The 26,925-nt window shown below is 60.3% G+C and carries 18 protein-coding genes and 1 pseudogene; 5 read left to right on the top strand and 14 right to left on the bottom strand.

Annotated elements, in window-relative coordinates; genetic code table 11:
* Window positions 1-241: 241 nt before the first annotated feature.
* From FJ404_03625 to FJ404_03605, 5 genes and pseudogenes are all read right to left on the bottom strand, one after another.
* Window positions 242-1,288 (bottom strand): aminotransferase class V-fold PLP-dependent enzyme, encoded by a 1,047-nt coding sequence (locus tag FJ404_03625; GenBank protein MBM3821974.1) that lies wholly within the window; start codon window positions 1,286-1,288, stop codon window positions 242-244.
* A gap of 119 nt (window positions 1,289-1,407) precedes the next feature.
* On the bottom strand, window positions 1,408-2,412 hold the full coding sequence (locus FJ404_03620) for a hypothetical protein (GenBank protein ID MBM3821973.1): 1,005 nt from the start codon (window positions 2,410-2,412) through the stop codon (window positions 1,408-1,410).
* Window positions 2,413-2,429: 17 nt separating this feature from the next.
* Window positions 2,430-2,762 (bottom strand): thioredoxin TrxA, encoded by a 333-nt coding sequence (gene trxA / locus FJ404_03615; protein ID MBM3821972.1) that lies wholly within the window; start codon window positions 2,760-2,762, stop codon window positions 2,430-2,432.
* Between the two features lie 218 nt (window positions 2,763-2,980).
* Window positions 2,981-3,058, bottom strand: a pseudogene (locus FJ404_03610) (acetyl-CoA carboxylase biotin carboxyl carrier protein subunit).
* Between the two features lie 325 nt (window positions 3,059-3,383).
* A complete protein-coding gene (locus tag FJ404_03605; protein ID MBM3821971.1) occupies window positions 3,384-3,737 on the bottom strand; it encodes a hypothetical protein in 354 nt (117 codons plus the stop codon).
* A 116-nt stretch (window positions 3,738-3,853) separates the two neighbouring features.
* On the opposite strand from FJ404_03605, the gene FJ404_03600 reads away from it, so the two are divergent.
* The gene (locus tag FJ404_03600) at window positions 3,854-5,239 is read left to right on the top strand and encodes a hypothetical protein (protein MBM3821970.1); all 1,386 of its coding nucleotides are present in this window, start codon (window positions 3,854-3,856) and stop codon (window positions 5,237-5,239) included.
* 99 nt (window positions 5,240-5,338) lie between these two features.
* Here FJ404_03600 and FJ404_03595 read toward each other — a convergent pair whose 3' ends face one another.
* From FJ404_03595 to FJ404_03585, 3 genes are all read right to left on the bottom strand, one after another.
* Window positions 5,339-10,360 (bottom strand): hypothetical protein, encoded by a 5,022-nt coding sequence (locus FJ404_03595; protein MBM3821969.1) that lies wholly within the window; start codon window positions 10,358-10,360, stop codon window positions 5,339-5,341.
* A 141-nt stretch (window positions 10,361-10,501) separates the two neighbouring features.
* Window positions 10,502-11,992, bottom strand: a complete 1,491-nt coding sequence (locus tag FJ404_03590) for a sodium/solute symporter (protein ID MBM3821968.1) — start codon at window positions 11,990-11,992, stop codon at window positions 10,502-10,504.
* 31 nt (window positions 11,993-12,023) lie between these two features.
* On the bottom strand, window positions 12,024-12,668 hold the full coding sequence (locus tag FJ404_03585; protein ID MBM3821967.1) for a hypothetical protein: 645 nt from the start codon (window positions 12,666-12,668) through the stop codon (window positions 12,024-12,026).
* Window positions 12,669-12,791: 123 nt separating this feature from the next.
* Here FJ404_03585 and FJ404_03580 point away from each other — a divergent pair, with 123 nt between their 5' ends.
* Window positions 12,792-14,282, top strand: a complete 1,491-nt coding sequence (locus FJ404_03580; protein ID MBM3821966.1) for a DUF1501 domain-containing protein — start codon at window positions 12,792-12,794, stop codon at window positions 14,280-14,282.
* Window positions 14,283-14,475: 193 nt separating this feature from the next.
* On the opposite strand, the gene FJ404_03575 is transcribed toward FJ404_03580, so the two are convergent.
* Both FJ404_03575 and FJ404_03570 read right to left on the bottom strand, forming a co-directional pair.
* Window positions 14,476-15,549, bottom strand: coding sequence for an FAD:protein FMN transferase (locus FJ404_03575; protein ID MBM3821965.1), 1,074 nt, complete (start codon window positions 15,547-15,549; stop codon window positions 14,476-14,478).
* The gene (locus tag FJ404_03570) at window positions 15,546-16,517 is read right to left on the bottom strand and encodes an alpha/beta hydrolase (protein ID MBM3821964.1); all 972 of its coding nucleotides are present in this window, start codon (window positions 16,515-16,517) and stop codon (window positions 15,546-15,548) included. Before FJ404_03570 ends, FJ404_03575 begins: the two co-directional genes overlap by 4 nt.
* 11 nt (window positions 16,518-16,528) lie before the next feature.
* Here FJ404_03570 and FJ404_03565 point away from each other — a divergent pair, with 11 nt between their 5' ends.
* Entirely contained in the window at window positions 16,529-17,842 is a 1,314-nt protein-coding gene (locus FJ404_03565; protein MBM3821963.1) for a hypothetical protein, read from the top strand.
* A gap of 617 nt (window positions 17,843-18,459) precedes the next feature.
* Here the strand turns inward: FJ404_03565 and polX are convergent.
* From polX to serS, 4 genes are all read right to left on the bottom strand, one after another.
* Window positions 18,460-20,214, bottom strand: a complete 1,755-nt coding sequence (gene polX, locus FJ404_03560; protein ID MBM3821962.1) for a DNA polymerase/3'-5' exonuclease PolX — start codon at window positions 20,212-20,214, stop codon at window positions 18,460-18,462.
* Window positions 20,215-20,426: 212 nt separating this feature from the next.
* The gene (locus FJ404_03555) at window positions 20,427-20,684 is read right to left on the bottom strand and encodes a hypothetical protein (GenBank protein MBM3821961.1); all 258 of its coding nucleotides are present in this window, start codon (window positions 20,682-20,684) and stop codon (window positions 20,427-20,429) included.
* 107 nt (window positions 20,685-20,791) lie between these two features.
* Complete coding sequence (glgA, locus tag FJ404_03550) at window positions 20,792-22,237, bottom strand: glycogen synthase GlgA (GenBank protein ID MBM3821960.1); 1,446 nt, start codon at window positions 22,235-22,237, stop codon at window positions 20,792-20,794.
* Window positions 22,238-22,246: 9 nt separating this feature from the next.
* Window positions 22,247-23,554, bottom strand: a complete 1,308-nt coding sequence (serS, locus tag FJ404_03545; protein ID MBM3821959.1) for a serine--tRNA ligase — start codon at window positions 23,552-23,554, stop codon at window positions 22,247-22,249.
* Between the two features lie 567 nt (window positions 23,555-24,121).
* Here serS and FJ404_03540 point away from each other — a divergent pair.
* The gene (locus FJ404_03540) at window positions 24,122-25,033 is read left to right on the top strand and encodes a 3-deoxy-8-phosphooctulonate synthase (GenBank protein ID MBM3821958.1); all 912 of its coding nucleotides are present in this window, start codon (window positions 24,122-24,124) and stop codon (window positions 25,031-25,033) included.
* On the top strand, window positions 25,003-26,913 hold the full coding sequence (locus FJ404_03535) for a hypothetical protein (GenBank protein MBM3821957.1): 1,911 nt from the start codon (window positions 25,003-25,005) through the stop codon (window positions 26,911-26,913). Before FJ404_03540 ends, FJ404_03535 begins: the two co-directional genes overlap by 31 nt.
* The last annotated feature ends 12 nt before the right edge of the window (window positions 26,914-26,925 follow it).

Genomic DNA, 26,925 nt, shown 5'->3' with positions numbered 1-26,925 from the left:
CTTGGAGTTTGCCGCCGCCGATGATGTCGCCAACGGGGGAGTCCTGCTGGCCTTGCCTGCGCTGCTGTCGGAGGGACTGTTGCGACATACGCGTGAGCATTACACGCTGCAGGACGCCGCCATCCACCAGATGTGCATCCTCCTCACTGAAACAGAAACCGTCTTTCCGACCACCCAACTCCGTCTCATCTACCGCCAGGTCGGCTCATCCTGATTCCACCCCAGGTCAGGATGTCTGAGGCTAGCTCCCAGAAATCTTAGCTAAAGCGGCAAGGAAACGGTCCAAGTCCTCTCTCGTGGTGTAGAAGTGCGGTGCGACTCGCAGGTATCCCCTCCCCATCCGGTCCATTCGGAATGAGATCTCAATCCCTTCCGTCCGCAAGGTGTCCGCCACCCCGCGCATCTGCAATCCAGTTCGACCAAAACTGAGAATGCCCGTAGCCTGTGAATCCGCACAGGGAAAGTTCACCAATTCCCAACCGGATTCTTTGAGCCGATCAGCAAGATAATTTCGATGGGAGCAGAGGGCTGCCCCGATCGACTTGATGCCATATTCAAGCAAAAGCTCAATGCCCGCCCGCATGCCGGCAAGGCCCGCAAGATTGGAGGTCCCAACCTCAAACCGACGCCCCCCGGAACGAAACTCGATCTGATCGCGACTTGCGAAATGGTCATGCTTGACGTTGTGCCACCCGTAAACCTGGGGCCCCAGTCGTTCGGACAGCGACTTCGCGATGTAGAGAAAGCCCGGACCGCAAGGACCCAGCAGCCATTTGTGCGCGCCGACGGCGGCGAAATCGAACCACCGGGCCGAGAGGGGAAAGGCGCCCGCGGTTTGAATGGCGTCCACACCGAAAAGGACTCCTCGCTTCGATAATCCTGCACCAATGACTTCTAAATCGATCCGATGGCCTGTGAGAAAATGTCCGGTGGAAAGCGCCACAACTCGTGTGTTCTCATCCACTTGCCCGAGGACTTCGACGGATCGAATCTCCCCCCATTTTCGAACATTCAAAAACCGCACTTCCACGCCTCGATCAGCCCAGGCAAGCCATGGGTACACATTCGAGGGAAAATCGTCCTGATAAATGACCACATTGTCTCCCTTGCGAAGCGGAAGACTTGAAGCGACGAGGCTCAAAGCCATGGACGTGGGACCCACCAGGGCGATTTCCTCGGCTGAGGCGCCCAGGAGTCGGGCCACGGTTTCTCGTGTTTCGGGAACGACCTTGGCCAATTCCGGATCGTCCTGACCTCCCCGAGTGGAAAGGGAGGTGACTCGATCCATTGCTGCTTGGACGGCCCGAGGGAGAGGGCACGCGGCGGCGTGGTTGAGCGAAAGTCGGTGTTCGAGATGCGGGAATTCACACCTGCGGAAGTGCTCATTCCGATGGAGTTCAGAAATTGTCACTGGTCGAGGACCTTCTGATAGTTGCCAAACATGGTCGAATAGAAGCTGACGACCCGGAAAGCGACCCAGAGGGCAATTCCAAAATAAAGCAGTTTGGGTCCCCAATCAGCCGCCAACTTCATCTTGCGCATGCCCTCTTCGAGGTAATGGGCGTATAACCTTCGAAGCGAGTTATCCAGCGAGCCGCTCATTTCTCCCGTCCGGTAAAGTCCCGAAAACAATTCCGGGTATACCGGCTCCTTGGGAAGGAGTTCTCCCGGGGATAATCCCCGCTCCTCGGCTCTTTCGATCCAGATCAAGGCAGACTGTCTCAGTCGGAAGGAGCCACTCGCGATGGAGGCCACTCGCCAAGCTTCAAAAACGGGCACCCCGGCATTGAGCAAGGCCTCGAGTCCCAGCGCCAACCTCGAGAGCGCCAAATCCGCCCGTGCCGCCCCCAGCAAGGGAATGCTGCTGAACACCCTTTCCAGAATCCTTCGCATGCCATCCTGATGTTCAGTTTGGAGAATCCAAACCAACCCCAGGAGAACGGCATAAAATGGGACGAGCACCAAGCACACGGCGGCAAGGTAACCCGCGACATCGCCCTTCAACACCAGGGTGGTGATGGGAGCCAGAAAAACCGCCACATGCACCACGAGAAGCGGATAAGTGCACTCCGTCCAAACCTTGCGCGTCAGTTCGGCGCGGGTGCGGTAAAACTCGCCCAGCAAACGCAGACATTCATCAAGCCGTCCACTACGTTCGCCTGCCGCCAGGAGTGCGGTATCAAATGAAGCGATCGGAAAACGAGATTGAAGGAGGGATTCCGTGAGCGAGAGTCCACGCCCAATCCCTTCTGAGACCGGTTGAACTCGGGAGGCAATCTCACCCGCGGGAAGTGACCGGCGGAGGGTGTCGAGCGATTCGAGAAGTGGAATCCCGGACTGGAGAAGCACCGAGAACTGGTGGTAGAAGTCGCTCTTTTCCAGCAGCTTCCTCGGAGTCGCCACCAGAGCCATAGACCACCGAACCAAGGTTAAGTCGCCACTTTGTCCAGGCAGGACTTTAAGTCCCTCTTGCTCTTCATCCCCACGATTTGATCGACGACCTGTCCGTTCTTGAACAGGAGGAGGGTGGGAATGGCGCGCACGCCGTACTTGACCGACAAGGACTGGTCGTGATCGATGTTCACCTTCGCGATGCTGACTTTGCCGGCGTATTCCGAAGCCAATTCATCCAGCACGGGGGCGATCATTTTACACGGACCGCACCACTCGGCCCAAAAATCAACCAGCACGGGAACCGCAGACTGAAGAACTTCAGTGTCGAAGTTTTGTTCGTTAAGATGAGCGATATTGCTTGAACCCATAATTGCGCAGAGCTTTCAGTTCCTACAGGAACCCATAATCGACTCCTGGAAAATCTTCGATTTAGTTAAGGACTTCAGCCCTGAGGCTGAGGCGTTGGAGAACGAACCCGCTACTTGGCGACCAGGAACAAGGACGCGACCACGGCGATGGCGACAAGAGCACTCAGGGCCGCGACCGCCACGTCAAAGCCGCTCGCAGCAGGCGCCGCTGGGGCAGACCGAGGAGCAGGAGCCGGACGTGGAGCGGCCGCCGGGGCTGCTGCAGGAGCAGGCTTGGCGGCCGGGGCTGCCGCAGGAGCGGCCGCAGTGGGGGCCGCCGCCGCCGCAGTCGAGGCCGTTGGCGCGGCTGGAGCCGGGATCTTGATCGTGGGCGATGCGGTCGGCTTGGGGGGAAGACTGATTCGAACGGTTTCCTTCTTCGGTTGGACTTTGGCCGCTTCCGCGGGCTTGGGTGGAAGGGTAGCTCCAGGGGCAGCCGGAGGGGGGGTCGGTACGTTCTCAGCCATAAATTCGTTTGCTTCAGTGGAAGCTAAGAGCCGGACCCAACAGTGTCAAACTTCTTTCGTCCAACGCCGAGTTCACGGGTGTATCCAGAGATTGTCGGTGACCGGGTTGTCGTGGTCACGCAGACAGCCCTGTCTGCCGTGGCGCAGGCTGGCCATCCTGCGGGGCGACGAAGGGAACCAGGCGCGTGGAAAGCATGGAAAGGCCTTCTTCTTCACCCGCCGGGCCGACGGGCCGTCGGCGATACGGCAGGCTGGCCAGCCTGCGCCACACGAGAGAACACTTCGGGATGCACGGCGACTTCACAGGCACCTCACTCCAACTGAACCGTGCGTCAAGCGGTGCATCCCGATGTTGCCGGTGATGCTGGTAGGGCGCGTCCGTCCCGGCGCGCCGCCGGAGCATGATGTTTTGCATCCAGTGGGCGGCGGGCTGGGACAGGCCCGCCCTCCCAACAACATCGGGATCCACGGTGCGTCAAGCTTCACCGAATTTGCCGCTCGAATCCCGGCGGGCCGCCTTCTAGAATGCATTCCATGCTCCATCGAGTTTCCCCCAAGTTCCTCGCCCTCTTCCACGCGGCTTGGCTGTTCTCAACGGCAGGCACGGAGGCCGCCATTGCTCCCGCGCGTTCGCTCTTCGTCGAGGGATACGCGGGGAAGGTCAGTCTGGAGCCCGGCGAGGATCTCACGCTTCACGTTTCCACCACCGCATCCCATTTTTCCATCGAGATCGCCAGGCTGGGCGCGCAGCGCCAAGTGGTGACGAATCTGAGCGGCGTGCCGGGCCGGGAATGGCCTGTGCCCCAGAATGCGTCCTCCCACGGGTGTGGTTGGGGGGAGTCACTCCGATTCAAGATCCCAGGTCATTGGGTCAGCGGTTACTACCAAGTGGTGTTGCGGGCGGCGGACCAGGGAGGCGAATACACCCAGCGGGGCAGGCGCACCGCCGAAAGTGAATGCTTCTTCATCCTGCGCCCTCTGGCGCCCGGCGGAAGAACGCGCATCCTTCTTCAACTCAGCAGCAATACCTACAACGCCTACAACAACTGGGGCGGCTTCAGTCTCTACGCCTACCATGCCTTGGCCAAGGTTCAAGGTCACCGCGTCTCCTTCCTGCGCCCGCCCTCGAGCCAGTTCAACAACTGGGAGCGTCCGTTCGTCGAGTGGGCGGAGGGCCAGGGCTACCTGCTCGACTATTGCGCCAATCTCGACCTCGAATCACGGCCTGAAATGCTGTCCGCCTACCGGCTGGTGCTCAGTGTGGGCCATGACGAATACTGGTCTTCCAAAATGCGGGACCACCTCGAGACCTTCATCGAGAAGGGTGGGAATGTGGCGTTCTTCAGCGGAAATACTTGCTGCTGGCAAGTCAGAACGGAGGAGAACGGCCAAGCGCTCGAATGTTGGAAACAATATTACGCGCTCGATCCTGTTTACGCGTCGGGTAATCATCAACTGCTTTCGACCCTCTGGAGCCACCATTTGGTCGGCAGACCCGAAAACCAGCTGACCGGAGTCGGGTTTCTCCATGGCGGTTACCACAAAAGCCACGGCCAGTTCATGGATGGGAAAGGAAGTTATCAAGTCCATCGGCCCGAGCATTGGATCTTCGAAGGCACTTCGCTCAAGGTGGGTGAGGAGTTCGGAGGCAAAGACACCATCGTGGGATACGAATGCGACGGTTGCGAGTTTGTCCTGCAGGACGGCAAACCGGTCCCCACAGGCAAGGACGGCACTCCCAAGAACTTTCAGATTTTGGCCACCTGCCCTGCGCGATGGCATCCGGACGACAGTTGGTGGTACGAGCGCTTCGATCAAAAGCGAGTGGGGGCTTCCGTGCTCGGCGTTTACACGCGTGGGGGGACGGTATTCACCTGTGGATCCACCGACTGGGCGCACGGCCTGCGCGGCAAGGACCCCATGGTCGAACGGATCACCCGCAACATCCTCGACCGGCTCGGAAAACCATAGCGCTGGCCGCAAAAGGCGATCGGTCCGGCGCGGGTGGAATTGCCGCTGAAGACGCTGCCGCATCGTGAGCGGGCGCAAGGCAATCCTCCCATGGGCCGATCAAGGGAGGGTTAATCGGTAATAACGAGTGGTTTGGCCCCCGCGTGGATCCTCAATGGAAAGCTCCTCTCCCGCGTAAGAAGTCGCCCCTCGAAGCAAGGTGATCCAGGGCGATTCATCCCAAGCATCGCGGTATTGGATCCAATAGGTTCGTCCTGCCACCGAAGGAAAGGAAAGCATGACTCGATCCGCAAGCAGGCGTACTTGGCGAATCTGCAGCAAGCTGGCTACGGATCGAGGATCTGTTCCGGCCCGATACTCTTGAAGATTGGACTGACCATCCCGATCCGGGTCGCCGCCGGGCCCGTCGTTCCCCAGGGCGGAATTGGAACTGAACGAATGCAAAACCTCCCAATCGTCGGGAAGTTCGTCGCGGTCGGCGTCGGGAGAGGGCTGAAATGGGATCGCCGAAGTCCAATGGATGGGATCAACAGAGGGGCCATCCAGTTTGGCGCGGACCAGAGCGCGGCCTGTCCCGGAAGCACCTGTCGGCCAGGGCGAAACCGGTTGGTAGGGGACGGTTTCGGCAATGTCGAAAGCAAGACGTGCGTCGTCGTCCGGATTCGCCGTGCCAGGGCGGAGGAGGCGGACTTCGCCGCCGGCATTGTTCAGACGTCCTGTCCACGGGCCAACGATGGGAATGGACAGGGGAACGTTGAATCGGGCTCGCAGCCCTGCCAGCGCACCTGACTGCTCGAGCGGATCGAACGAGACGATCATCACGGACCCTGCGGCGGCGAGTTGGGCGCGAGCCGGAAAATCGAATTCGACTTCTCCACGCAACCGCCATGAAGCGTGCGATCGGTCAGGATCAGAGAGCGGCACCGCACGATCGGCAAGATTCCGCAGCAGGACGAATTCCTGAAGGGTGTTGTTGGCGAATCCGGCGTCAGGGGGATGGAAAAGGAGTTGCGCCACCACGATTGGACTCCCAGCCGGTCCGGCGTTGGTCGCTCCTGGAGAGGGGCGGCTTTGGGGAAGGAAATATTCGCGGCCTTGGGAGGCTTGGTAACGCCCGAACGTGACATTGGGCGGAATCGACCCGAACTCGAAGCCGTGAAACCAGCCCGTGAGTTGTCCGCCAGCATTCGCGGAAAACAGATAGACTTGGTCTCCTGCGGAATTGAGTGAGAAGAGGGGGTTGGCTCCGGAAAACCAGTCTCCTTCGACGGTGGTGAGAAACCCGCCGGCCGGGATGACACTGCCGACGGGAAAACGGTAGAGTTTGGGCCGGCGAAATTCATCCGTCAGATACCAATGAGACACATCCACCGCCGCAGGACCGGGGTTGAACAATTCCACATAATCCCGGCGTCCGGGATCAGAGTGCGTCGAGGCTTCATTGATGAGGACGATCGGCAGGACAGGTGGGGGAGGATCCGCCGCCCCGGGCGAACCTCCGATGCGGGCGCTCAACCTCCACGAGGCGGGATCGTTGAGTTTCGGCACCGGAACCGTTTCATCCCGCAGCACCAGGGAAAAGCCAAAGCCGTCCGCCAACGGTTGCCAAGAGTCCTTGTACTCCAGGTCCAAAATGGGTTCTTGCAACGGGCCGCGAAGGAACAGCCGCCCGCCGCCATGGGAAAGAGAACCGCTGAAATTGCCCACAATGATGGAGGGATCGACGGTGGGATAAGTGGACGCGAAGACGGATTTGTCCTTCACGACCAACAATCTCGACCCGGGCGCCAAGAGAAGTGTGTTGGTCGGAAATTGAAAGCGTACGTCGGATTCCAAAGAAATGCCGGCGAGATTGACAGGGGCGGTTCCTGTGTTTTTCAACTCCATGAATTGCAGGTCATCGCGCGGGCTCAAGCTCCCTCGGCTGTCCTCCGCCGGATGGAACATGATCTCGGAAATGGATAGCGTTATGGGGGTCACCACAAACGTGGCGGTGACAGGTCCGGACCACGGCGAATTCGTCAAAGGCCCGCCGGCGCCGGTGCGGGGACGGTGATTGGAATTGAAGACCCGCGCGGTGACGCGGGCATTCGTCGAGAGTCGGAGAGGGCCCTCGTAAATCCTGGCTGCCGGGGAGGGAACACCGCGCGGAAGCCGCGGATCGGTTCCGTCGAGGGTGTAATAGATGGGGGTATTCGTCGGATTGGAGAGCGTCAGTTCGAACCCTGGCGCGACGGAGCCTCCGGCACGACTGAGCAGAGGTGGGCGCACAAATTGAGCATCGAAGAAATCCACGCGATTGGAGAGCCACGCTCTCAAACGGGCGATTTCGGCATCGTAGCTGCCGCCGCGAGGAGTGATGCGCCAGCGTGCCCGCTCGCGAGGCTGCGCCTGCCGGACCTCCCCGGCGAGCCGGTCCACCCGAGCATGCAAGGCGGCGGTGGAAAATTCGCCACGCCGCAATTCATGGTAGCGGTCGATGTATCGTTGGAAGAAATCGGCGTCTCGAAAAAGGGTCCCCCACCAGGTAAAATTGAAGAAGAAGTCGGACCCACCTCCGCCCCACAATCGCGGATTCATATCGCGTCCGTCCGTGGACCCGAGCGTGCGATCGAAATCCCAGATGGGTCCGAACGTGATCCCTCCGAACCGGGGTTTGTGGAGATAGGTGCTGAGGCGAAATCCGTCCGGATTCGCGGACAGGGTGTTGAGCCAGTGAAAGTCGATCCAGGATCCGGTGTCAATGTAAGCCGCGTAACCGCGAAGGGGGTCGTTGAAAAGCGTGCGATCATTGAGCGCTTGTCCGAAGGCGGTAAAATAAGACCTGATGTAGTTTCGCTGGGCAGCGCGCGAGGGAAGTCCAATCTCGCGTTCCTTGGGATCCACAAAGCCCATGTTGATCCCGGCGCCGGAAAAACCGGCGTCTCCCGGATCGAGGCGGTCGATTTTCAACAGGTAGCCCCCTTGCACTTCGGGGGCATTGAGGTGTTCGGGCTCGAGTTTGTCGATCGCGACGCGATGCCGTCCGATGGAGATCTTCTCTTCCAGCACATAGATGCCGTTGTAGCGGTTGCTGGCGATCGGTCCGGGCGTGAACCCATGGCTGACGAACACCTCGACGAAGCGAGTGCGCGGGGAGTAACGCCCAATGTCCTTGCTCAGGCTGTGCATGAAGGGATTGTGCAGCAGCGAAGGCTCGAAACTGTTGGGAGCGTAGAGGACCCAATCGGAGTCCGCCGGAAAATCGAGGATGGGCAGATTGCGATCGAGATTGGCTTCATCCCAAAATTCCATCGCCCAACTGGACTTGGGCAGCCCTTCCGTGCTGGAGCCTCGCACCCTCAGGGCGCCACGTGTATGAAATGAAGGTTTGTTGGTGATGGAGGTGACACCGTTGATGGGTTCGAAGAGGGAAATATGAGCGGGCGTCTGTCGAGAGGCCGAGATGGTGCCTTGACCCGCAGTATGCAGAATGAGCACCGGAAGGTCGGAGGTAAAGGCAAGCACGTCGCGTCCGAGAAGCACGAAGCCTTCGGATCGAATCGGTCCGGGGAGGAGTCCGGGAGCATAGGCGCGCGCACGCACCAGGACTGAATTGGTGATGGGGACAGGCGCGGTGTAAAGAGCCGATTCCTGGGTAGGGGCCGCGCCGTTCAGGGTATAACGAATTGAGGTGTTGGTGCCGGCGGAAGACAGGATCAAGTGTAAAGGGTTGAAAAAAGTGGAGCTGGATCGGGAGAACTCGACGGCGGCGGCAAATCCCACGCCTCCGCTGCTGTTGGCGGATCCCGGAGTGGGTTTGCTGAAATATCCCGTGCCTCTGGTACCCACCAAGCGTCCATACGAAACATCCTTTTCCTGGGGTGGAAACGCCGGGGAGAAAGCGCTGATCACGTTGGTGCGAGGGTCGAAAAGGGAAAGAAACTCACCCGATGGGCTGAGGCGGAAGTTGGTATGCAATCGCGCTGTGGCATTGGTCCGGTCCTTCTCGGAAGCGAAGACGAGGAGGTAACCTTGACCCTTGATGGAGATCGCGGGGAACCTCCATTTCGTGGGCACGGCCGGATCGTCACTGAGAAACCAGCCCGTCAGATCCACGGCATCCTCGTTCGAATTGTGGAGTTCAATCCAATCGGAACTGTCCCCGTCCTCGTCATTGAGGGTTCGGTCGTTGTCCGCCATGAACTCGGAGATGACCACGCCAGGCACGGTGATGTTGGGATCGAGCTGATACGTCCAACTGGCTCCGGCAAACGGCAAGGGAGGATTCGCGAGATCGGTAATGCCGTGACCGTCACGCCAGGCCAAGGTGACCAAACCTTCGCCGGGTGGCGCAAACGAGAACACAAAGTGACCCGGGGCCGTTTCCTCCACCCGCTCCGCAGGAACGCGATTGATGAGAAGGTCCGCGGCGTCAAGTCCGGTGACCCGTTCGCTGAAATGAAGTTCGACCGTGCTCAAGTCGCGAACTCGAACGCCCGGGACTGGAATGGTTTCGATGATACGTGGAGCGTTGGAATCGAATTCCGCCGCGAGCGCAACATCGAGAAAAAAATCTGAGCTTCCACCCAAGGAAATATTGAACCCCATGATCGCGAGGATGTTCGTTCCCTGTTCGAGCAGTCCTGGCGCATGGGTGACGGTGAACTGGTCAAAAGGAACAGGCTCCGTCGCAGCGCCCACGGCGAGGGTGGAGCGGGAGACAGGTCCATCAGGAAGGTTGAACCGGGCGACCTCCCGGCCGTTGATCCAGGCAATAAATCCATCATCAGCCGCCACACCGAGGTGAAGGACGGCGACGTCCGCGGGGGCGTCCAACCGGAACGGGCGGCGCAGATAGACGGCGCTGTAATTGTTGCGCATGTCGGCGAGTTCCGTGCCGGTGGCAACGCCCTCGCCGTAGTGAAAGGGCGCCGCACCCCGAGACCAGGCGCGATCGTCGAACGTTTTCAATCGCCAGCCCTCCGCGGAGACCGGATCGTTGGTTCCCTTCCACCAGCTCCAGTTGCTTCCCCTGGGAATCAGTTCCACGGTGGCACCGGAAAGCGTCAGAGCCAGGACCGGGATGAGCCCAAGGACGAGGCGTGATCGAAAGTGGGTGAAGATGAATTCGAACAACATGGTGTAGGGATGTTGGGGAGCAACCCTAGCGGGGTCCCTTCAAAATGTCTTCCGTGAAAACAACCGACTCCCCCTTTTCAGTGCATCCACAGGTAATCGGTGCTGCGCGCGGCAGCGCCGGGGCGAGGCGTTGACACCGATTCAGGGCTTGGCCGGCCGGTCTCGCATCATCCCGATGGCCGCGACTGCGAGCGTGATCACGGTGCCAATCAGGGTGAACCACGGCCAGGCCACTTTGACGGCGGTCTGTGACGTAAGCCCCACCATGAAGAAAAAGGACGCCAGCATGCCCGCGACGACGGGACGCGAGCTTCCTGGTGGTCCCCATACGGCCAGGATCAGCCCCCCCAACATGGCGCCGCTGGTCAGCCCCGACAGCGTCATGGCGAGGTGAAGAATGGATTCCGCCTGCTGGGCAAACCATGCCACTCCCACCATCGCCACCGCCCAAAAAAGCGTCGCTCGCTTGCTCCGCGCCAGAGCTCTCTCCGGCTCCTCTTCCCCATCCGATCTGCGCAAGAAATCCATCGTTGAAACCGACGCCAGTGCTGAAAGCGCCGAACTGACGGAGGACATCGCCGCCGAGAGGATCGCCACGATCAAGAAACCCTTCCAGACGTTGGGGATCACGGTGAGGATAAAAATTGGAAACACGTAATCGTTCCTCGAAACCCCCGGGCGCAGCTCGGGAATCGGCACGGGCATGGCGGAATTCACTTGGTAATAGACCCAAAGAAACACGCCCGTGAGGAGGAACAGCACCATCAGTGGAAAAATGATCACCGCACTCAAGACCAACGCTTTCCGGCCCTCTTTGACGTTGGAGCAGGTCAACACTCGCTGCACGATTAATTGATCGGCTCCGTGTGAAGACATCGCGTGTACGGTCGCCCCGAAGACTCCCATCCATAGATTCAGCGGACGGTTCCATCCCCATTCCGTATTGAGCCACTGCAATTTGCCCCCTTCCTGCGCCTGCTTCCAAACCGCCGTCCATCCTCCGTCCAGCAGCGTCGGAATGTAAATCAACGTGAAAATACCCCCGGCCAGCAACAACACAAACTGAACCGCATCGGTCCAGATCACCGCCTTGACGCCGCCCACATAGGTGTAGATCAAGGACAGTCCGACGAAGAGCACCATGACCCAAAAAATCTCGTCGGTTTGGAATCCCAGGAGCAGTTGCAAGGGGATGCAAGTCACGTAAACGCGCACTCCGGCGGCCAGGGTGCCCGCCACCAAAAAGATTCCCCCCGCCGTTCGCTGTGCTCCCGAACCGAATCGATCTCGAAAGAGCTGGTAAGGCGAATAAATCTCGCCCCGGAAGTAGTGAGGCACCAGGAAGCAGGCAAGCAGCACTCGCGCCAGCACATAACCAATCACGATCTGGATAAACGACAGGTGATCCTGACCGAAAGCCATCCCGGGCACACCGATGAAAGTGAGCGCGCTGGTCTCCGTGGCCACGATGGAGAGTCCCACCCCCCACCAGGGGATGTTCCGGCTGCCGAGAAAATAATCGCGTGTGGTGGACTGTCCTTTGCCAAACGCCAATCCCAACCCGAGAATCCCGGTCAGGTAAACCAGGATCACCACCCAATCCGCGGCATTAAAACCGAAATTCGCTGGCATGATGCGACATGGGGACCCTCGATGCCCTCAACTACCCAAGCAGCTCCAGGCCATTGGCCAGCAATTGATCCATCTGATGGCGGAGAGGCTGTTCGATTTTCCCGGCCCATCCATCCATCAGCGTCCGCCGTTGCTCCTCCCCCAGTTTCAAACGATCCGCGCCCGCCTCGGCCAAGCCCAACATGGTTTGCCTCGCATAGTGCATCAGCCCCTGACGCAACGGAATCGCGTAGATGCCGAGCATCGTTCCGAAAACCACCGTATGCGAACCGGTTGCTTTCCCTTGCCGAACCGCTTCCCCATACCGGCGCAATCCTTTCAAGTCCCTCAAGGCCATCATTTTTCTGAGCTGAAGAGATCCCGATTTCCGACTCGCCTCCGCCAGGGGCGGCAGCCATGCACCCTGCCCGTCAGGGGAGTCGAGCGACGTGATCTCACGAAACTTCGACTGGCTGGCGAGCAATGCAGCTTGCAGAATTCTGGGTAATTCCGAAGGCAACAGCCATTCGCGAAAGTATCGATCCAAGAAACACTCCAAATCCTCCAGGTTGCGAATCTCGCCTCCCGGCCAGGCCAGCGCCGGCACCCGTGCGCCCGAACCCAAACACGCCGCCAAGGGATGCACATCGCCCTCGACGGGGAGTTGCACCGCCGCCACTGGTGTTTCTTGTCTCATAAACGCGTCCAGACCCGGCCTGAGCGCAGGCCTGCACACGCCGGAAGCTAGCACCGCTCCCAACTCGCCTGCCAGCAAGATCCGGATTTGACCTTTATGGGGAGCCGGGCAATTCTGGTCCCGATGCGGAATCTCGATGACCACGCGTTCGGCGTTCGCCCCCCAAAAAACGGGGGAAACGAACTCCAACTCGAACACCTTTTCCAGACTCGCCGGGAATTCTTGAACCGTTGCGGCATGGGATTCGGCGCGCTTGGTCTGGCCAGCCTGTTCTCCTCGCTTTCTGCTTCCGCTCCGGATGCGCCCGCGCTCTCGCCTCTCGCTTCCCGACCAGCGCAGTTCGGCGCCAAAGCCAAACGGGTCATTCACCTGTTCATGAATGGCGGGCCTTCGCATGTGGATACTTTCGACCCGAAGCCGTTGCTCAACCAGTATCATGGCAAGCCACTGCCGTCGGCCAATCTCGCCACCGAGCGCCGGACGGGAGCCGCTTTCGGCTCTCCCTTCAAGTTCAGGCCTCACGGGCAATCCGGACTCGAAGTCAGCGAACTTTTCCCTAAGGTTGCGGAATGCATCGACGACATCGCCGTGATTCGCTCCATGCACGCGGACGTGCCCAATCACGAACCGTCCCTGCTGCTTATGAATTGCGGCGAGGCACGGCAGATCCGGCCCAGCTTCGGTTCCTGGCTCACCTACGGGCTCGGCACCATCAATCAGAATTTACCCGGTTTCATCGCCATGTGCCCGGGCGGCTATCCCATCCAAGAATCCCAAAATTGGCAGTCAGGATTCCTCCCCGGCGTCTACCAAGGCACCTATATCGACACGCAACACGCGGAGATGGAGAAGTTGATTGAGCACATCGAAAACCGCTACACCGGACTCGAGACCCAAAAGAAGCAGCTTGAATTGCTCCAACAACTCAACGCGCGCCACCTGCGCGCCCGTGCCGAGGATGCCCAACTCGAGGCGCGCATCCAATCCTTCGAACTCGCCTACCGCATGCAGTTGGATGCCACGGACGCCTTGGACCTGACTCGCGAACCGGAGACCATCCGGGACCTCTACGGACGCCACACCCAGGGCCGCCAGATGCTGATGGCGAGAAGACTCGTCGAACGCGGCGTCCGCTTTGTGCAGGTCTGGACCGGATCCGGCCAACCCTGGGACAACCACGACGACTTGGAGGTGAACCATCGCCGTTTAGCCAAGGATTCAGACCAAGCCATCGGGGCGCTCCTGAAGGATCTGAAGCAGCGAGGTTTGCTCGACGAAACGCTCGTGATTTGGGGCGGCGAATTTGGACGCACGCCCACGGTGGAACTTCCCACACCGGGTTCCAACGCGGGGAAAATCAACGGGCGAGACCATAATCATCACGGCTTTACGATGTGGCTGGCAGGGGGAGGCGCTCGCGGGGGTTATGCCCACGGCGCGACGGACGAATTCGGCTTTCAGGCCGTGGAGAAGAAAGTGCATGTCCACGATCTGCACGCCACCCTGCTCTGGATGCTCGGCTTCGATCATGAAAAACTCGTGTTCCGCCACGCAGGACGCGACTTCCGCCTGACCGACGTTCACGGCCACGTCGTCCGCGACCTGATCGCCTAGCCCGGAAATTTCATACTTGTTTCGCGACTGGGAATTTCCGGGCTAGTGAAACCGCGCCCTTGTTGCACAAAAACGTATCCTTGAGGCGTGGTCCGAGGAAAACTTCGTCCAACAGGGCGTGGAATGGTATCCGTTCGTCGAACGCGGGGCGCAGTTCGGTCTAAACCACATTGCTGAAACTCGATGGACGACGTTACTCCGACCGTCCACGCTCGCGGGCCGGTTCATTCCACAGATGCTTGCCAAATCCTGTCGAATCACGGAGGAACATGTTCGGCCCATCCAACCGGAGGATGGAGGCCGAGGCGCCCCGCGTCCGTTCCACCAACTTCAACCCCTTCTCGATGCCCAACACACTCACCGCCGTCGAGAGGGAGTCCGCTTCCATCCCCGTTCGAGCGATCACCGTAACTTGGATTCGATGGGTCAATCCGATGCCGGTGGCCGGGTTGACGATGTGGGAATAACGCACACCTTCGTGTTCGAAATACTGAAACAAGTCGCCCGAGGTCGCCAAACCTTGATGGCGCAGGTAAACGAAGCGCTTGGAAGCAGCCGTTTCCGGACGCGGCACCCCAATCTCCACTTTCCAGCCTTGCTGGCCCGGCGGCGGTTCACTCACCGTCATGTCCCCGCCTCCGGAAACCAAGGCGGAGCGAATGCCTAATTTTTCCAAAGTGGCAATCGCCTCGTCCGCAGCGTAACCCTTCGCTATGCCGCCGAAATCAAGCCTCATCCCCGGCGTGGTCAATCGGACGGTTCGCTTGGATGACGAAAGAATGACTTTTTGGAATCCAGTCCTTCGGCGCGCTTCCTCCACAACTTCCGGCTTCGGCATCTCCCGTTCCCTCCTCGCCCGGCGCCAGATCTGAATCAACGGCCCAACGGTAGGATCAAATGCGCCCCCGGACCGTCGCACCATCGCCTCACTCCCCCGCAGCACCTTCCACAAGTCAGAACCCACGGAAACTTCGCGCCCCGTTCCTCCCGACTTGGAAAGGATCGTCGTTTCACTCGTGTCTTCGTAATCGCTCAACCGGGAATTCAGCTCGGCGATGCGCCGAAACGCCGCTTGCGAGGCGCGATCCGCCTCCACCCGGGACGACGCATACAAAACGATTCTGAACGGCAATCCCATCTGGGCCTCCTCGTATTCGAACCGGCTGAGAGCGGGCGGATCGGAACGCGGCCCGACAGCGCATCCACTCAGGAAACCCACCCCCACAACACCCAGCCACCGGATCCATCCCAACCAACGTGTGTTCATGATTTTTTTGCCAAATGCCGGTCAAACCAATCCGCAAAGGACCGAATGTCCCAGAGCATGGTCAGCCAGCCGTGCTTGCCGCCTCGATGGACCACCAATTCCAAGGTATTCCCCAACGCCCGGGCCTTGTCTCGAAACCGTTCCGATTGATCAAGGGGCGTCAGCGTGTCCGCGTCACCATGGTAGATCAGGACCGGCGGCAAAGAGTCGTGGACTTGATGCAACGGTGACATGGCGCGTCCAATGTCCCTCCACACTGCCAGGTTGGTCGATTGCGGTCCGAAGGCTCTGACGAAACTCTTGGGCGGCCCTCCATCCCCGAGATTCTCCGTGGAACTCCCCAGATTCAGGAGATCTGTCACCGGATAGAAAATCGCCACGGCTTGCACTTCGCTCGATTCCCGATCCACAGGATCCGCCGCGTCTCGTGAACCTGGTCCACCCCGCGTGGCCAGCATCAAACTCAGATGTCCTCCCGCGCTGCCCCCGGTTACCCCGAGTCGCGCAGGATCGATTCCATACTCTTTCGCCCGCGATCGAATGAAGCGGATGGCCCGGTTCACATCCTCCACCGTCTCCATCACGGTGGCCTCGGGCTGGCTGATATGACAAACGGCGAAAACCGTGTAACCCCTTCGCAACAGCGGAGCCATCATCCAGGCGGGTGCAGACCCGGCCTTGCCCGACTTCCAACCGCCGCTCACCATCAAGGCCACCGCCAAACCATTCGGCTTTTCCGACCTCAGAACGTCCAGCGTCAAAGGCTTTCCGTTGCGGGATCCATATGCCACCCCATCGACTCGCGTATGGTCGGGGTGAAAATACCACCAGAGCCCCCCTGCGAGCGCGGCCGCGAGCGCGAGCAACACTCCCCCCAGGAGAAGGATTCGTTTGCACCCCTTCCAAACCCGATGACGCCACTGGCTACCCGACATGCTCATGAGAAGTTCATCATTCCACCAGTTCATCCGCGAAAGCAATGGCTTCCCCCATCCCGCAAAAGAGGTTAACCTCCCCCCCGTTCCCCGAGCCGCAGGGTCCGTTGAACGAATACCTCTCCACGATGAAATTCATGTCCATGATCATGCTTGTGCGCCGGATCGCCTGGCTCTGCGCCGTCAGTCTGATCCAACCCCTCTGGGCGGATTGGACCGTTGCCATCCCGCCTGCTGCGGCGCGCCACTCCAGCGTTCCCCGATTGCTCAAGTTGGAACTGCCCGGAGCAGACCTTCTCGGGCACTATGAAGCGACCGGGCGCGGTCTGAAGCGAGTGCCCGTCCAGTCCCACCCCGAATCACCCGGCACGTTTCTCGTCCAGATGCCCGCGCATTTTTCCGGCAGCATGCGCGTCAAGCCGGTCCTTCGACGGCGCCCGCTCGCCAGCGCCATTCAGATTTCCACCAACGATCATCGACTCGAATTCCGCGCCGGAGGACGTCTCCTCATGGGGTTTCAATCTTTTCCGGGAACTTTTCCGCGATCCAACATCAAACCGATTTTCCGGCGCGGCGGCTATTTTCATCCCCTGGTCACACCGTCGGGTCGTTGGGTCACGGACGATTTTCCGACCAACCACGTCCATCACCACGGCGTTTGGTTCGCCTGGACGAACACCCGCTTCGATGGTCGAACCCCCGATTTTTGGAACATGGGCGATGGGAAGGGCCTGGTTGAATTCGTCGAACTGAACCAACTCGACGCAGGCCCCCTCCACGCGCGCTTGCGGTCCACGCAGCGATACCAGGACCTCACCTCCGGCGCGCCCGTCAACGTGTTGATCGAAACTTGGGACGCGTCGGTGGTGGCTCCGATGCAGCCGGATGCGCCCCGCGTGCTCGACCTTGATGTTCAACAAAATTGCGCTTCCGAAAAACCGCTATTTCTTCCCGAATACCGGTATGGAGGCATCGGCATTCGCGGCGCGGGATCCTGGGATGGCATCCCCCATGCGCGATTCTTAACTTCGAATGGGGAATCGGACCGTGTGAAAGCTCACGCGACCCGGGCCAAGTGGTGCGCGATGTGGGGAAGAGTCGATGGAAGAGACTGCGGCATCGCCGTCCTGGCGCATCCCGGAAACTTCAGAGCACCCGAGCCCATTCGAGTGCATCCGTCAGAACCTTTCCTCAACTTCGCGCCCTCCCAAGCGGGAGACTTCGAAATCAAACCCGGCGCCACCCACCGCGCAAGATACCGGCTTGTCGTCTTTGACGGCGCGCCCGATCCAGCCTCGCTCGATCAAGCTTGGAATGACTACGCCGCTCCCGGATTGCGCGGAGTCCCGGGTCGATGACCCGCCGTGGGGAGGCCGCCGTCAGGCGTCCTTCAACAGGCGATGCACCATCGAGAGATAGGCTGACACAATTCCGGCAGCACAAAGGAAAATGAAGAGGTTCGTGATCATAATCTCAGTGGGCATGGTTGAATGCCGCAGAAGTCATGACGGATTCCGGCGGATGCCGCCGCCCGTTCCTTGGCCTGATCATTCCCGAATTTGCCCGCGTCTGCCGTTGACCCTTACTCCTCTTCAATCACGCTCCTCGAAGGATCGGGCCATTGGTGAGGAGAATGATCCTCCACCGCGCCGCCCAACAGAACCTCGAACGGATGCCCGCTTCCACCCACAGTGCATCGACAGGTCGTCCGTGAGGCGCGCGGCATCGCCGTGGCGCGCCGCTTAGGCCGGATCAAGGTGGCTCTGCCGGCGCGCCTGGCGCGGTTGACGGGGATGGTTTGACGCGAGAGCGATCGAACGTAACTTTGGCGGTCAACGTGGGGTAGGAATTCGGCGCGAGCGGGGGTTGCCGGGGCGGAAGCGCCATGAATGGCGCGCCCCGACCACTTGCAGATGCACCGTCCCACCCAGAAAGCGCCGCGTGCCCGCTCCTCCCGCGCTCCGGCCATCTTCGCTTAACGGGAGCGCTTTTCGTTCAGGGCTTTCTTGAGCTTGGGCAAGGTCAGGGTGTTGATCACGTCGTCCTTCTCGAGCCAGCCCTTTCGTGCAATGCCGGCCCCGAGACGCAAGTATCCCGCCTGCTCCTTGCGATGGGCGTCGCAATTGATCACACAGCGCACGCCTTTGCGCTTCGCATACTGCCATAATCGCCAGTCCAAATCGAAGCGCAGCGGATTGGCGTTCAGTTCGATCCAGGTGCCCGTTTCGGCACATGCATCGATGACGGCCTGCTGATTGACGCGATACGGCTGGCGCTGCAACAAGAGTCTTCCGGTCAAATGACCGAGCATGTGGACATGGCGGTTCTCGGCGGCGCGAATCAGACGCCGCGTCATCACCGCCTCGTTCTCGCTAAATCCCTGGTGAATGCTCGCCACCACCACGTCGAGTTTCGCCAGCAGATCATCCGCGAAATCCAAATTCCCCTCGGCCAGAATATCCACCTCACTCCCCGTCAACAGCCTGAAATCACTGCCCTCCTTCTCGTAGGACCGGTTGATGGCGGCGATGGCCTCCAATTGACGCTCCAAACGGCCCGCATCCAATCCATTGGCGACAAACGAGCTGCGGGAATGGTCGGTGATCGCCCAGTAATCGCAGCCGATTTCGTGCGCGTGGGCCGCAACTTCTTCCAACGATTCGCGGCCGTCGCTCCAATGGGAGTGGTTGTGCAGTGAGCCGCGCAGATCCGTCCATTCAACGAGTTTCGGCAACTCGTGCTTCTCCGCGGCAGCGAATTCTCCATGGTCTTCCCGCAACTCCGGCGGAATGTAATCAAGCTCCAGCGCCGCGAAAAGGTCCTCTTCCGTCCGGCAGGGCAACCGAAGGGCGGCATCCCGTGTTTCTTCCGTGGCGCGGAAGAGTCCGTATTCATTCAGCCTCAGTCCGCGCTGAATCGCCCTCTGCCGCATGACGATGTTGTGTTCCTTGCTGCCGGTGAAATAGGCGAGGGCGAAAGGGTATTCGGCGTCATCCACCACTCGCAAGTCAGCCTGAATGCCCCCCGCGAGAATGACGCTGGCTTTGGTTTCCCCTTGGGCGAGAATTTTCTCCACACCGGGCTGCTCAACAAAAAACGAGATGACCGCGGCCGGGCGCCGGGTCGAGGCAAGGAGATCCACATCGCCAATCACTTCCTTGTGGCGGCGCAAACTTCCCGCTGTTCCGCAACGAATCACATCCGGGTGTCCGCGCAAGCTGTCCAGGATAGGCTCGGCTGCTTCCCAGGCGTCGCTGAACAAATGCCGGCTGGCGTAGGATCGCTTGAATTGGATGCCCTCGAGAATCTTGCTTTGCGTCTTCTCGCCAAATCCCGCGAGCGCCGCCACCCGGCCCGCTTTGCAAGCCGCCTCCAACCCGTCGATCGTGTCGATCCCGAGTTGCTCATGCATGGCTTTCACTTTCTTGGGCCCTAGCCCTTGAATTTGCAGCATCTCGAGGAGTCCACCGGGTATACTTGCCTTGAGATCTTCGTAGTACTTCAGGCGTCCCGTCGTGACGAGTTCCGTGATCTTCTGTTCCAAGGCCTCTCCTACTCCCTTGATCGTCCCCAGCCTTTGCTCTGCCACCAGGGTGTCCAACGGTTCGCCCAAGGTTTCCAAAGCTCGCGCCACGCTCGAGTAAGCGCGGGTCTTGAACGGATTCTCCCCCTTCAGTTCCAGCAATACTCCTATTTCCACAAGGATCTCGGCCACGCGGTCTTTGTCCATGCGCCGAATATGGTGCGACCCGTTCCCCGTGCCAAGCGCGGAGCAATCCGTAACCGGCGCATCCGCAAGTTCACGGCGCTTCAGCTTTGCCGGTAGGTGAGCGCGCTGGTTGGGTTGCGCCCGTTGCGAGCTTGGCGTGTGGCGTTTTGCTTTTCCTCGCGCAGAGGACGCTGAGGTCACGGAGAAAACGTCAAAGGCATCGCGTGTTGGCGTCATTCCAAAGCAATCAAACGCACCTTCGGCAGCCAACGCGGTGAGAGGAATTCGACGCGGGCGGCGTCGCGGGGCGGAAGCGCCGTGAACGGCGCGCCCCGACAACGTGCGGCTGCACCGAGAGCGGTGCGGCCATGCAGGCTGAAGTTGTCGGTGATCGGGTTGTCGTGGTCACGCCGACAGCCCTGCCCTGTCTGCTGTGACGCAGGCTGCCCAGCCTGCGGGGCGACGAAGGGAACCAGGCGCTTGGAGAGCATGGAAGGGCTTTATCCTTCACCCGCCGGGCCGACGGGCCGTCGGCGATACGGCAGGCTGAGCAGCCGGCGCCACGCTGCAGACAACTTCGAGATGCACCCGCCGCGCGTTAGCGGCGAAGGCTTTCGTAGATTTCCACGTATTTTGGGGCGGTGGATTTCCAGGAAAAATCCGCCTTCATGCCGGACAGACGATAGCGCTTCAGCCACGCCTGGCTTTCATACAAGGCCAGTGCTTTCAACATCGCTTTCGCCAAGGCTTTGCCCGAGGGTTCCTGAAATTTGATGCCATTGGCCCGTTCCAAATCTTCTTTGGCGTCGATGATCGAGTTTTCCAGTCCGCCAGTGGCTCGCACCACCGGGACCGCGCCGTAGCGAAGACTGTAGAGCTGGTTCAATCCCGAGGGTTCGAAACGCGAGGGCATCACGTAGAAATCGCAGGCCGCTGCGATGCGATGGGAGAGGCCGACGTCAAAACCGATCCGGGCCGCGATCCGGCCCGGATGGCTGGCGGCGAGCTTCGTGAAGGCCTGCTCGAATCGCGCGTCCCCGCTTCCCAGCAACACGAACTGCCATTCGCGATCGGCCAGCAGTTCGAGAGCTTCCAGGACAAAATCACAGCCCTTCATCTCGGTCAGGCGGGTCACGTTTCCAAACAAGGGGGTGCTGGGGGAAAGCTCCAATCCGAGTTCCTGTTGCAAGCGACGCTTCTCACGGGCCTTGCCCGCCAATTGCTTCCAATCGTAGGAGGATCGCAGGTGCGGATTTCGCTTCGTCCGCCATTCGGAGTAATCAACTCCGTTGAGGATTCCCGAGAGGTCGGCCTGCCGGCGGGAAAGCAAGCCGCGCAGTCCGCAACCCATCGGCTCCTCCAGGATCTCTTCCGCATAGCGCGGACTGACCGTGGTCAAACGATCCGAAAACTGAATGGCCGCCTTGAGAAAATTCAACTTGTCGTAGAATTCCACCCCTTCGGCTTGAAAATAATCCCAGGGAAGATTGGTCCAGCGAAACTCGGAGCTTTCGAACAATCCCTGATAAGCCAGATTGTGGATGGTGAGCAGGGTGCGCGGCGCGTTCAGCCATCCCTCCTGCCATTCCTGGTGCAACATCAACAACGGAACCAGCCCGGTCTGCCAGTCATGCACGTGCACCACATCGGGCTTGTCCGGAAGGTAACGCGCCAAATTCACCACCGCCTTGTCGAAGAAGGCGAATCGTTCCGCGTTGTCAGGATAGTCCCGCCCGCCCTGCCCATAAAGTCCGGGTCGGTGGAAATAACGTTTGTGCGAGATGAAGAGAACCCGCAGATTGCGCTCGGGTTCATCGATCAGGATTTCCCCTTCCTCCCATCCCTGGTCCATCGGAAATCCCAGTTGCCAGTCGAACGGTTGAAGGCCGGGAAAATGATCCCGAACACACGCGTAGTGGGGCGTGACCAGGGTCACCTGATACCCGCCCTTGGCCAGATACTTCGCGAGCGCGCCCGCCATATCGGCCAACCCCCCCGTTTTCGAGTAGGGATAGGCTTCTCCAGTCGCGATCAGGATATGCATGAGGGAGGCTCAGCCGGCAGGCCGCAAGCGGTCGGTGCCGAGGTAAGGCCGCAGAGGTTCCGGGATGACCACCGTGCCGTCTGCTTGCTGTCCGCTCTCGATCAGGGCCACAAACAAGCGGGCCAAAGCCGTGCCGCTCCCGTTTAGAATATGAGGAAAACGATTCTCGCCCTGCTCGGTTTTGAATCGCATGCCCATTCTGCGGGCTTGGTAATCCTCGCAATTGGAGCAGCTCGAGACTTCCAGATATTGGTTTTGCCCGGGAGCCCACACTTCGATATCGAAGGTTTTCGCGCTGGCAAACCCCATGTCCCCGGTGCAAAGCAGAATCACCCGATAATGCAGCCCCAACGATTGCAGGACTTTCTCCGCGTTCGCCACCATCGCGTCCAATTCGGCGTAGCCTTGGTCGGGATGCACGATTTTGATGAGTTCGACCTTGTCGAATTGATGCACCCGAATCATGCCACGCGTGCCGACGCCCGCGGCTCCCGCCTCGGCGCGAAAGCAAGGGCTGTAGGCGCAATAACGGATCGGCAATTGCGATTCGCGCAGAAGTTCCTCGCGATGAATATTCGCCACGGGTGCCTCGGCGGTGGGAAGCAAATAGAGTTTTCCCAGGGTGCCGCCGTCCAACCCTTCTTGAAGAGCGTAGGCTTGATCTCTGAATTTGGGAAATTGGCCAACCCCCGTCATGCAGTGTTCGCCGATGATATAGGGAGGCGAGACCTCCGTGTATCCGTGCTGCGTGGTGTGGAGATCGAGCAAGTAAGCGATCAGAGCACGCTCCAGTTTCGCACCCCAGCCGGTGTAGAGCAGGAATCCGCTCCCGGAGAGTTTCGCGCCCCGATGGAAATCCACCAAGCCGAGTGACTGGCACAGGTCCACATGCGATAGGGGCGTGAAATCGAGGACCGGCTTTTCCCCCCAGACCCGGAGGACGGGATTGTCCTCGCTCGATTTGCCGAGCGGGACGCTTTCATGGGGCGCATTGGGAAGGCGCAGCAGCAACTCTTCCCGGTGCTTCTCGATGTCGGCGACTTGCTTGTCCAAAGCGGTGATTTCGTCACCGATCCGCCGTGTTTCAGCCTTCATGTTCCCGGCTTCTTCCACCCGTTTCTGGCTCATGAGGGCGCCGATTTCCTTCGAAACGCGATTGCGCTGAGACTTGAGGGATTCGACGGAAACAAGCGCCTTGCGCCTCTGCTCGTCGAGGTCGAGCAAGGTTGGGATGTGGCGTTCGTCTCCGGCGCCGCGGCTGGCCAGCCTTTCCTGGATCTGGCCGGTCTGTTCGCGAACTCGTTTGATATCGAGCATGGAGAACGAGTCTAGGTAAGCGCCGAACGGAAGGGCAAGCAGCTTCCCAGGAGGCACGCCTTGCGCGGTGCATCTAAAGGTTGGCGGTGACCGGGTTGTCGTGGTAACGCAGACAGCCCTGTCGGCTGTATCGCAGGCTGCCCAGCCTGCGGGGCGACGAAGGAAACCAAGCGCGTGGAGAACATGGAAGGGCCTCGTTCTTCACCCGCCGGGCCGTGGGGCCGTCGGCGATACGGCAGGCTGGGCAGCCTGCGCCACATGGCAGACAACTGAGACGGTTTCCAAAGTCATTCATCCGCGGGCGAGGAGAGCCAAGAACAGCTTCGGGAGGCACGGAACTCTGCCCGGTGCACCCGCAAGTTGTCGGGGCGCGCCGTTCACGGCGCCTCCGCTCGCGCCCATCGGCCGCGGCGATCTCCTCCCGTTCCATGGCCCGCCCCGGGTGGATGCCTTCGCTCTGGCACCAGCCTCGGCCGTTGAACCTGCCCTGCCCATGTGAAGACACGCCCTGAAGCAACGTGAACGCCGCGCCCCGGCGCGGCCGTGCGCATCACCGACCACCTGTGGATGCAAGGGACCCTGCGGGCCACGAACGGGTCCGGGCGCGAAACGTCGTCCCCGCCATCGACAAAACCCCGCGGCGGTTGTTACAAGGAGTCCGTGCGCGCCGATGGATCCCAATTGTGGCGGTCACTGCGAAAGGAAGGACGTCTCTTTCTCATCGCGGGCCCCTGCGTGATCGAGAACGAAGCGCTTTGTCTGCGCGTCGCCGAACGTTTGCGCGACCTCTGCGAGCGCCTCGGCGTCGTCTTCGTGTTCAAGGCGAGCTACGACAAGGCCAACCGATCCTCCTCGAAATCCTACCGTGGTCCAGGGCTCGAGCGAGGTTTGGAGATCTTGGACCGTGTCCGATCCATCCTCGGAGTGCCGCTGCTCACCGATGTCCACGACGAAACGCAAGCCGCTCTGGCCGGGGAAGTCGTGGATGTTTTGCAAGTGCCCGCCTTTCTTTGCCGCCAGACCGACCTTTTGCTGGCCTGCGCCGCCACCGGGAGGGTGGTCAATGTGAAAAAGGGCCAATTCATGGCTCCGCGGGAGATGCGAGGAGTTGTGGACAAATTGAAGCAGGCGGGAGCCGGGGCCTTGTTGCTGACCGAAAGGGGCACCACGTTCGGCTATCACAACCTCGTCGTGGATCTTCGTTCCATCCCGCAACTGAAAGCTTTGGGTTATCCAGTTGTGTTCGACGCCACACATTCTGTGCAGTTGCCGGGGGCCGGTGACGGTTGCTCGGGAGGCCAGCGGGAGTTTGTGCCGACCCTGGCGGCCGGCGCGGTGGCGGCCGGCGCAAACGGAGTGTTCCTCGAGACGCATCCGAATCCCGATCGGGCTCCCAGCGATGGCGCCAACATGATTTCCCTGCGCGAGGTTCCCAAGCTGCTGGAACGATGGCTGAGAATTCAGGAGGCGGCTCGATGAAATGGACCATGACCATGGTGCTTGCCTTGGCTGGCATCGGACTCCAGGCGGCCAGTCCCGCTCCGGCTGGCTCCGGCAGGGTCAGTGGAGGCTTCAAGGCGCCTGTTTTTGACGAGAAGGGGGAACTCCGCACCCAGTTCGAAGGGGAAGGGTTTCGACCGCTCAAAGACGGAAGATTCCTCATCACGAAGTTTCAGTTGAAAACCTTTCGCGCCCAGCGCCAACCCGAAATGACCGCCGTAGCCGAGGAATGCTTCTTCCGGCAGGCCGACCATTCCGCTTCCTCGCCGGGCCATTTGAAGGTCACCCAGGCGGACGGCAAACTGGAGCTGGAAGGAGTGGGATTCGAATGGCGGCAGAAGTCCGGTCAGTTGGTGCTTTCGAATCGGGTTGAGGCGGTTTTGCGCCCTCCGGCGGGGCGGGACGATGCGGAGATGCCCATCAAGGTTCAAGCCGACCGGCTCGAATACGATTCCCGTCTCAGCATCGCCATCTTTATGGGCAGCGTGAATGCGGAGCAATCGGGGAGAATACGTCTTTCCTGCGAACGCCTCACGGCGACGCTGGGCGTTGAAGGTGGCGGTTTCGAGCGCATCGAGGCTGAAGACGATGTTCGGCTCGCGCTGACCGAAGGCGCGGAACATTACGAGGCTTCCGGCCGCCAGGCTTTGTTTATCGCGGACAAGTCCAGCGAAGGGAACGACCGCCTGGATCTTCGCGGCGGAGCCCAATTCAAGGCGCGAGGGTTGGAAGGCGGGGCCGATCAACTGCTGATCACCTCGTCTCGGAAAAGACAGGCTCCCACCGCGGCCGCCACCCCGATCATTTTTGAAGCCCAGGGCCAGGCCCGATTGCGCATGCCGCTTCCCGTGGGATCAAACCCCGGGAAAACCAACTGGGTGGAGATCGATTCTGAGCGTTACACGTTTCGCGATGCTCGCGCCGATTTCCAAGGGCGCGTCAATGCCCGCAGCGAGAATCAATGGACGTTGCGCGCGGGGCGTCTGCAAGTGTTTCAAGGAACCGGGACGAACCGGCTGGAGCGCATCGTGGCCGAAGACTCCGTTGAAATCGATTTGATCGATCTCCAATCCCGAGGTCAATTGCGAGGCGCCAAGGCGGAGTTCGAGGAATCCGGCGGCTGGCTCACGCTCGCCGGTGGCGCCGAATGGCAAATGCGCGAGTACCGCGGCAAGGGCGGGCAGGTGCGCCTCAAGGTCACATCCCCTTCTCCGGACGTCGTGGTGGCAGGAGGTTCGACCCTCGTTCTGCCCGGGCAGATGGTCTTGGCCAGCGGACTCATTCCGGACTTGTCAGGGTTCCAAGCCAAGCCTGTTCCTCCCTCCATTCCCCTCGAGGCCGCCGAGGCCGAGATTCAGTCCAGCGGCATGATGATGCGGGAAGGCCGCGTCACCTTCTCCGGCCCCGTCAAGGTGAAGACTCCGGCCGGCACTCTCGACGCCCAGAATCTGAATGTCGTGCTCGACGAGGAAGGCAAGAGAGCCCGTCGGATTGCGGCCGATGGAAATGTGGTGATTCGCCAGAATCAAGATCGCATGGAAGCTCTGAGTGTGGTGGCGGAAATGTCCGCGGTGACGAATCGACTGGACCGGCTTGTGGCGGAGGGCGGGGTGAAGTTCTTATCGTCGCGCAGCCAGCGGTTCCTGCGTGGAGAAGGGGAACGCCTGACACTGACTCCGACGAATCAACTGGCCTTGCTTGAAGGCAATCCGCGTTTCACCACCGAATCCGGCTTGTGGGTCGAAAGCGGTGAGCCGGTGCACTGGAACATGGATACTCGCAAGTTCCGGCTGAAGGACTATGTGGTTTCCGGCCGTGGCGATTCATTGAAGAAAACCAGGGGCGCACCCTCTCCTTGATTGGACATCGCC

This window comes from Verrucomicrobiota bacterium (genome assembly GCA_016871495.1).
Lineage (GTDB): Bacteria > Verrucomicrobiota > Verrucomicrobiia > Limisphaerales > VHDF01 > VHDF01.
The sequence above is the reverse complement of the archived record's forward strand: the minus strand, read 5'-3'. Positions and strand labels throughout refer to the sequence as shown.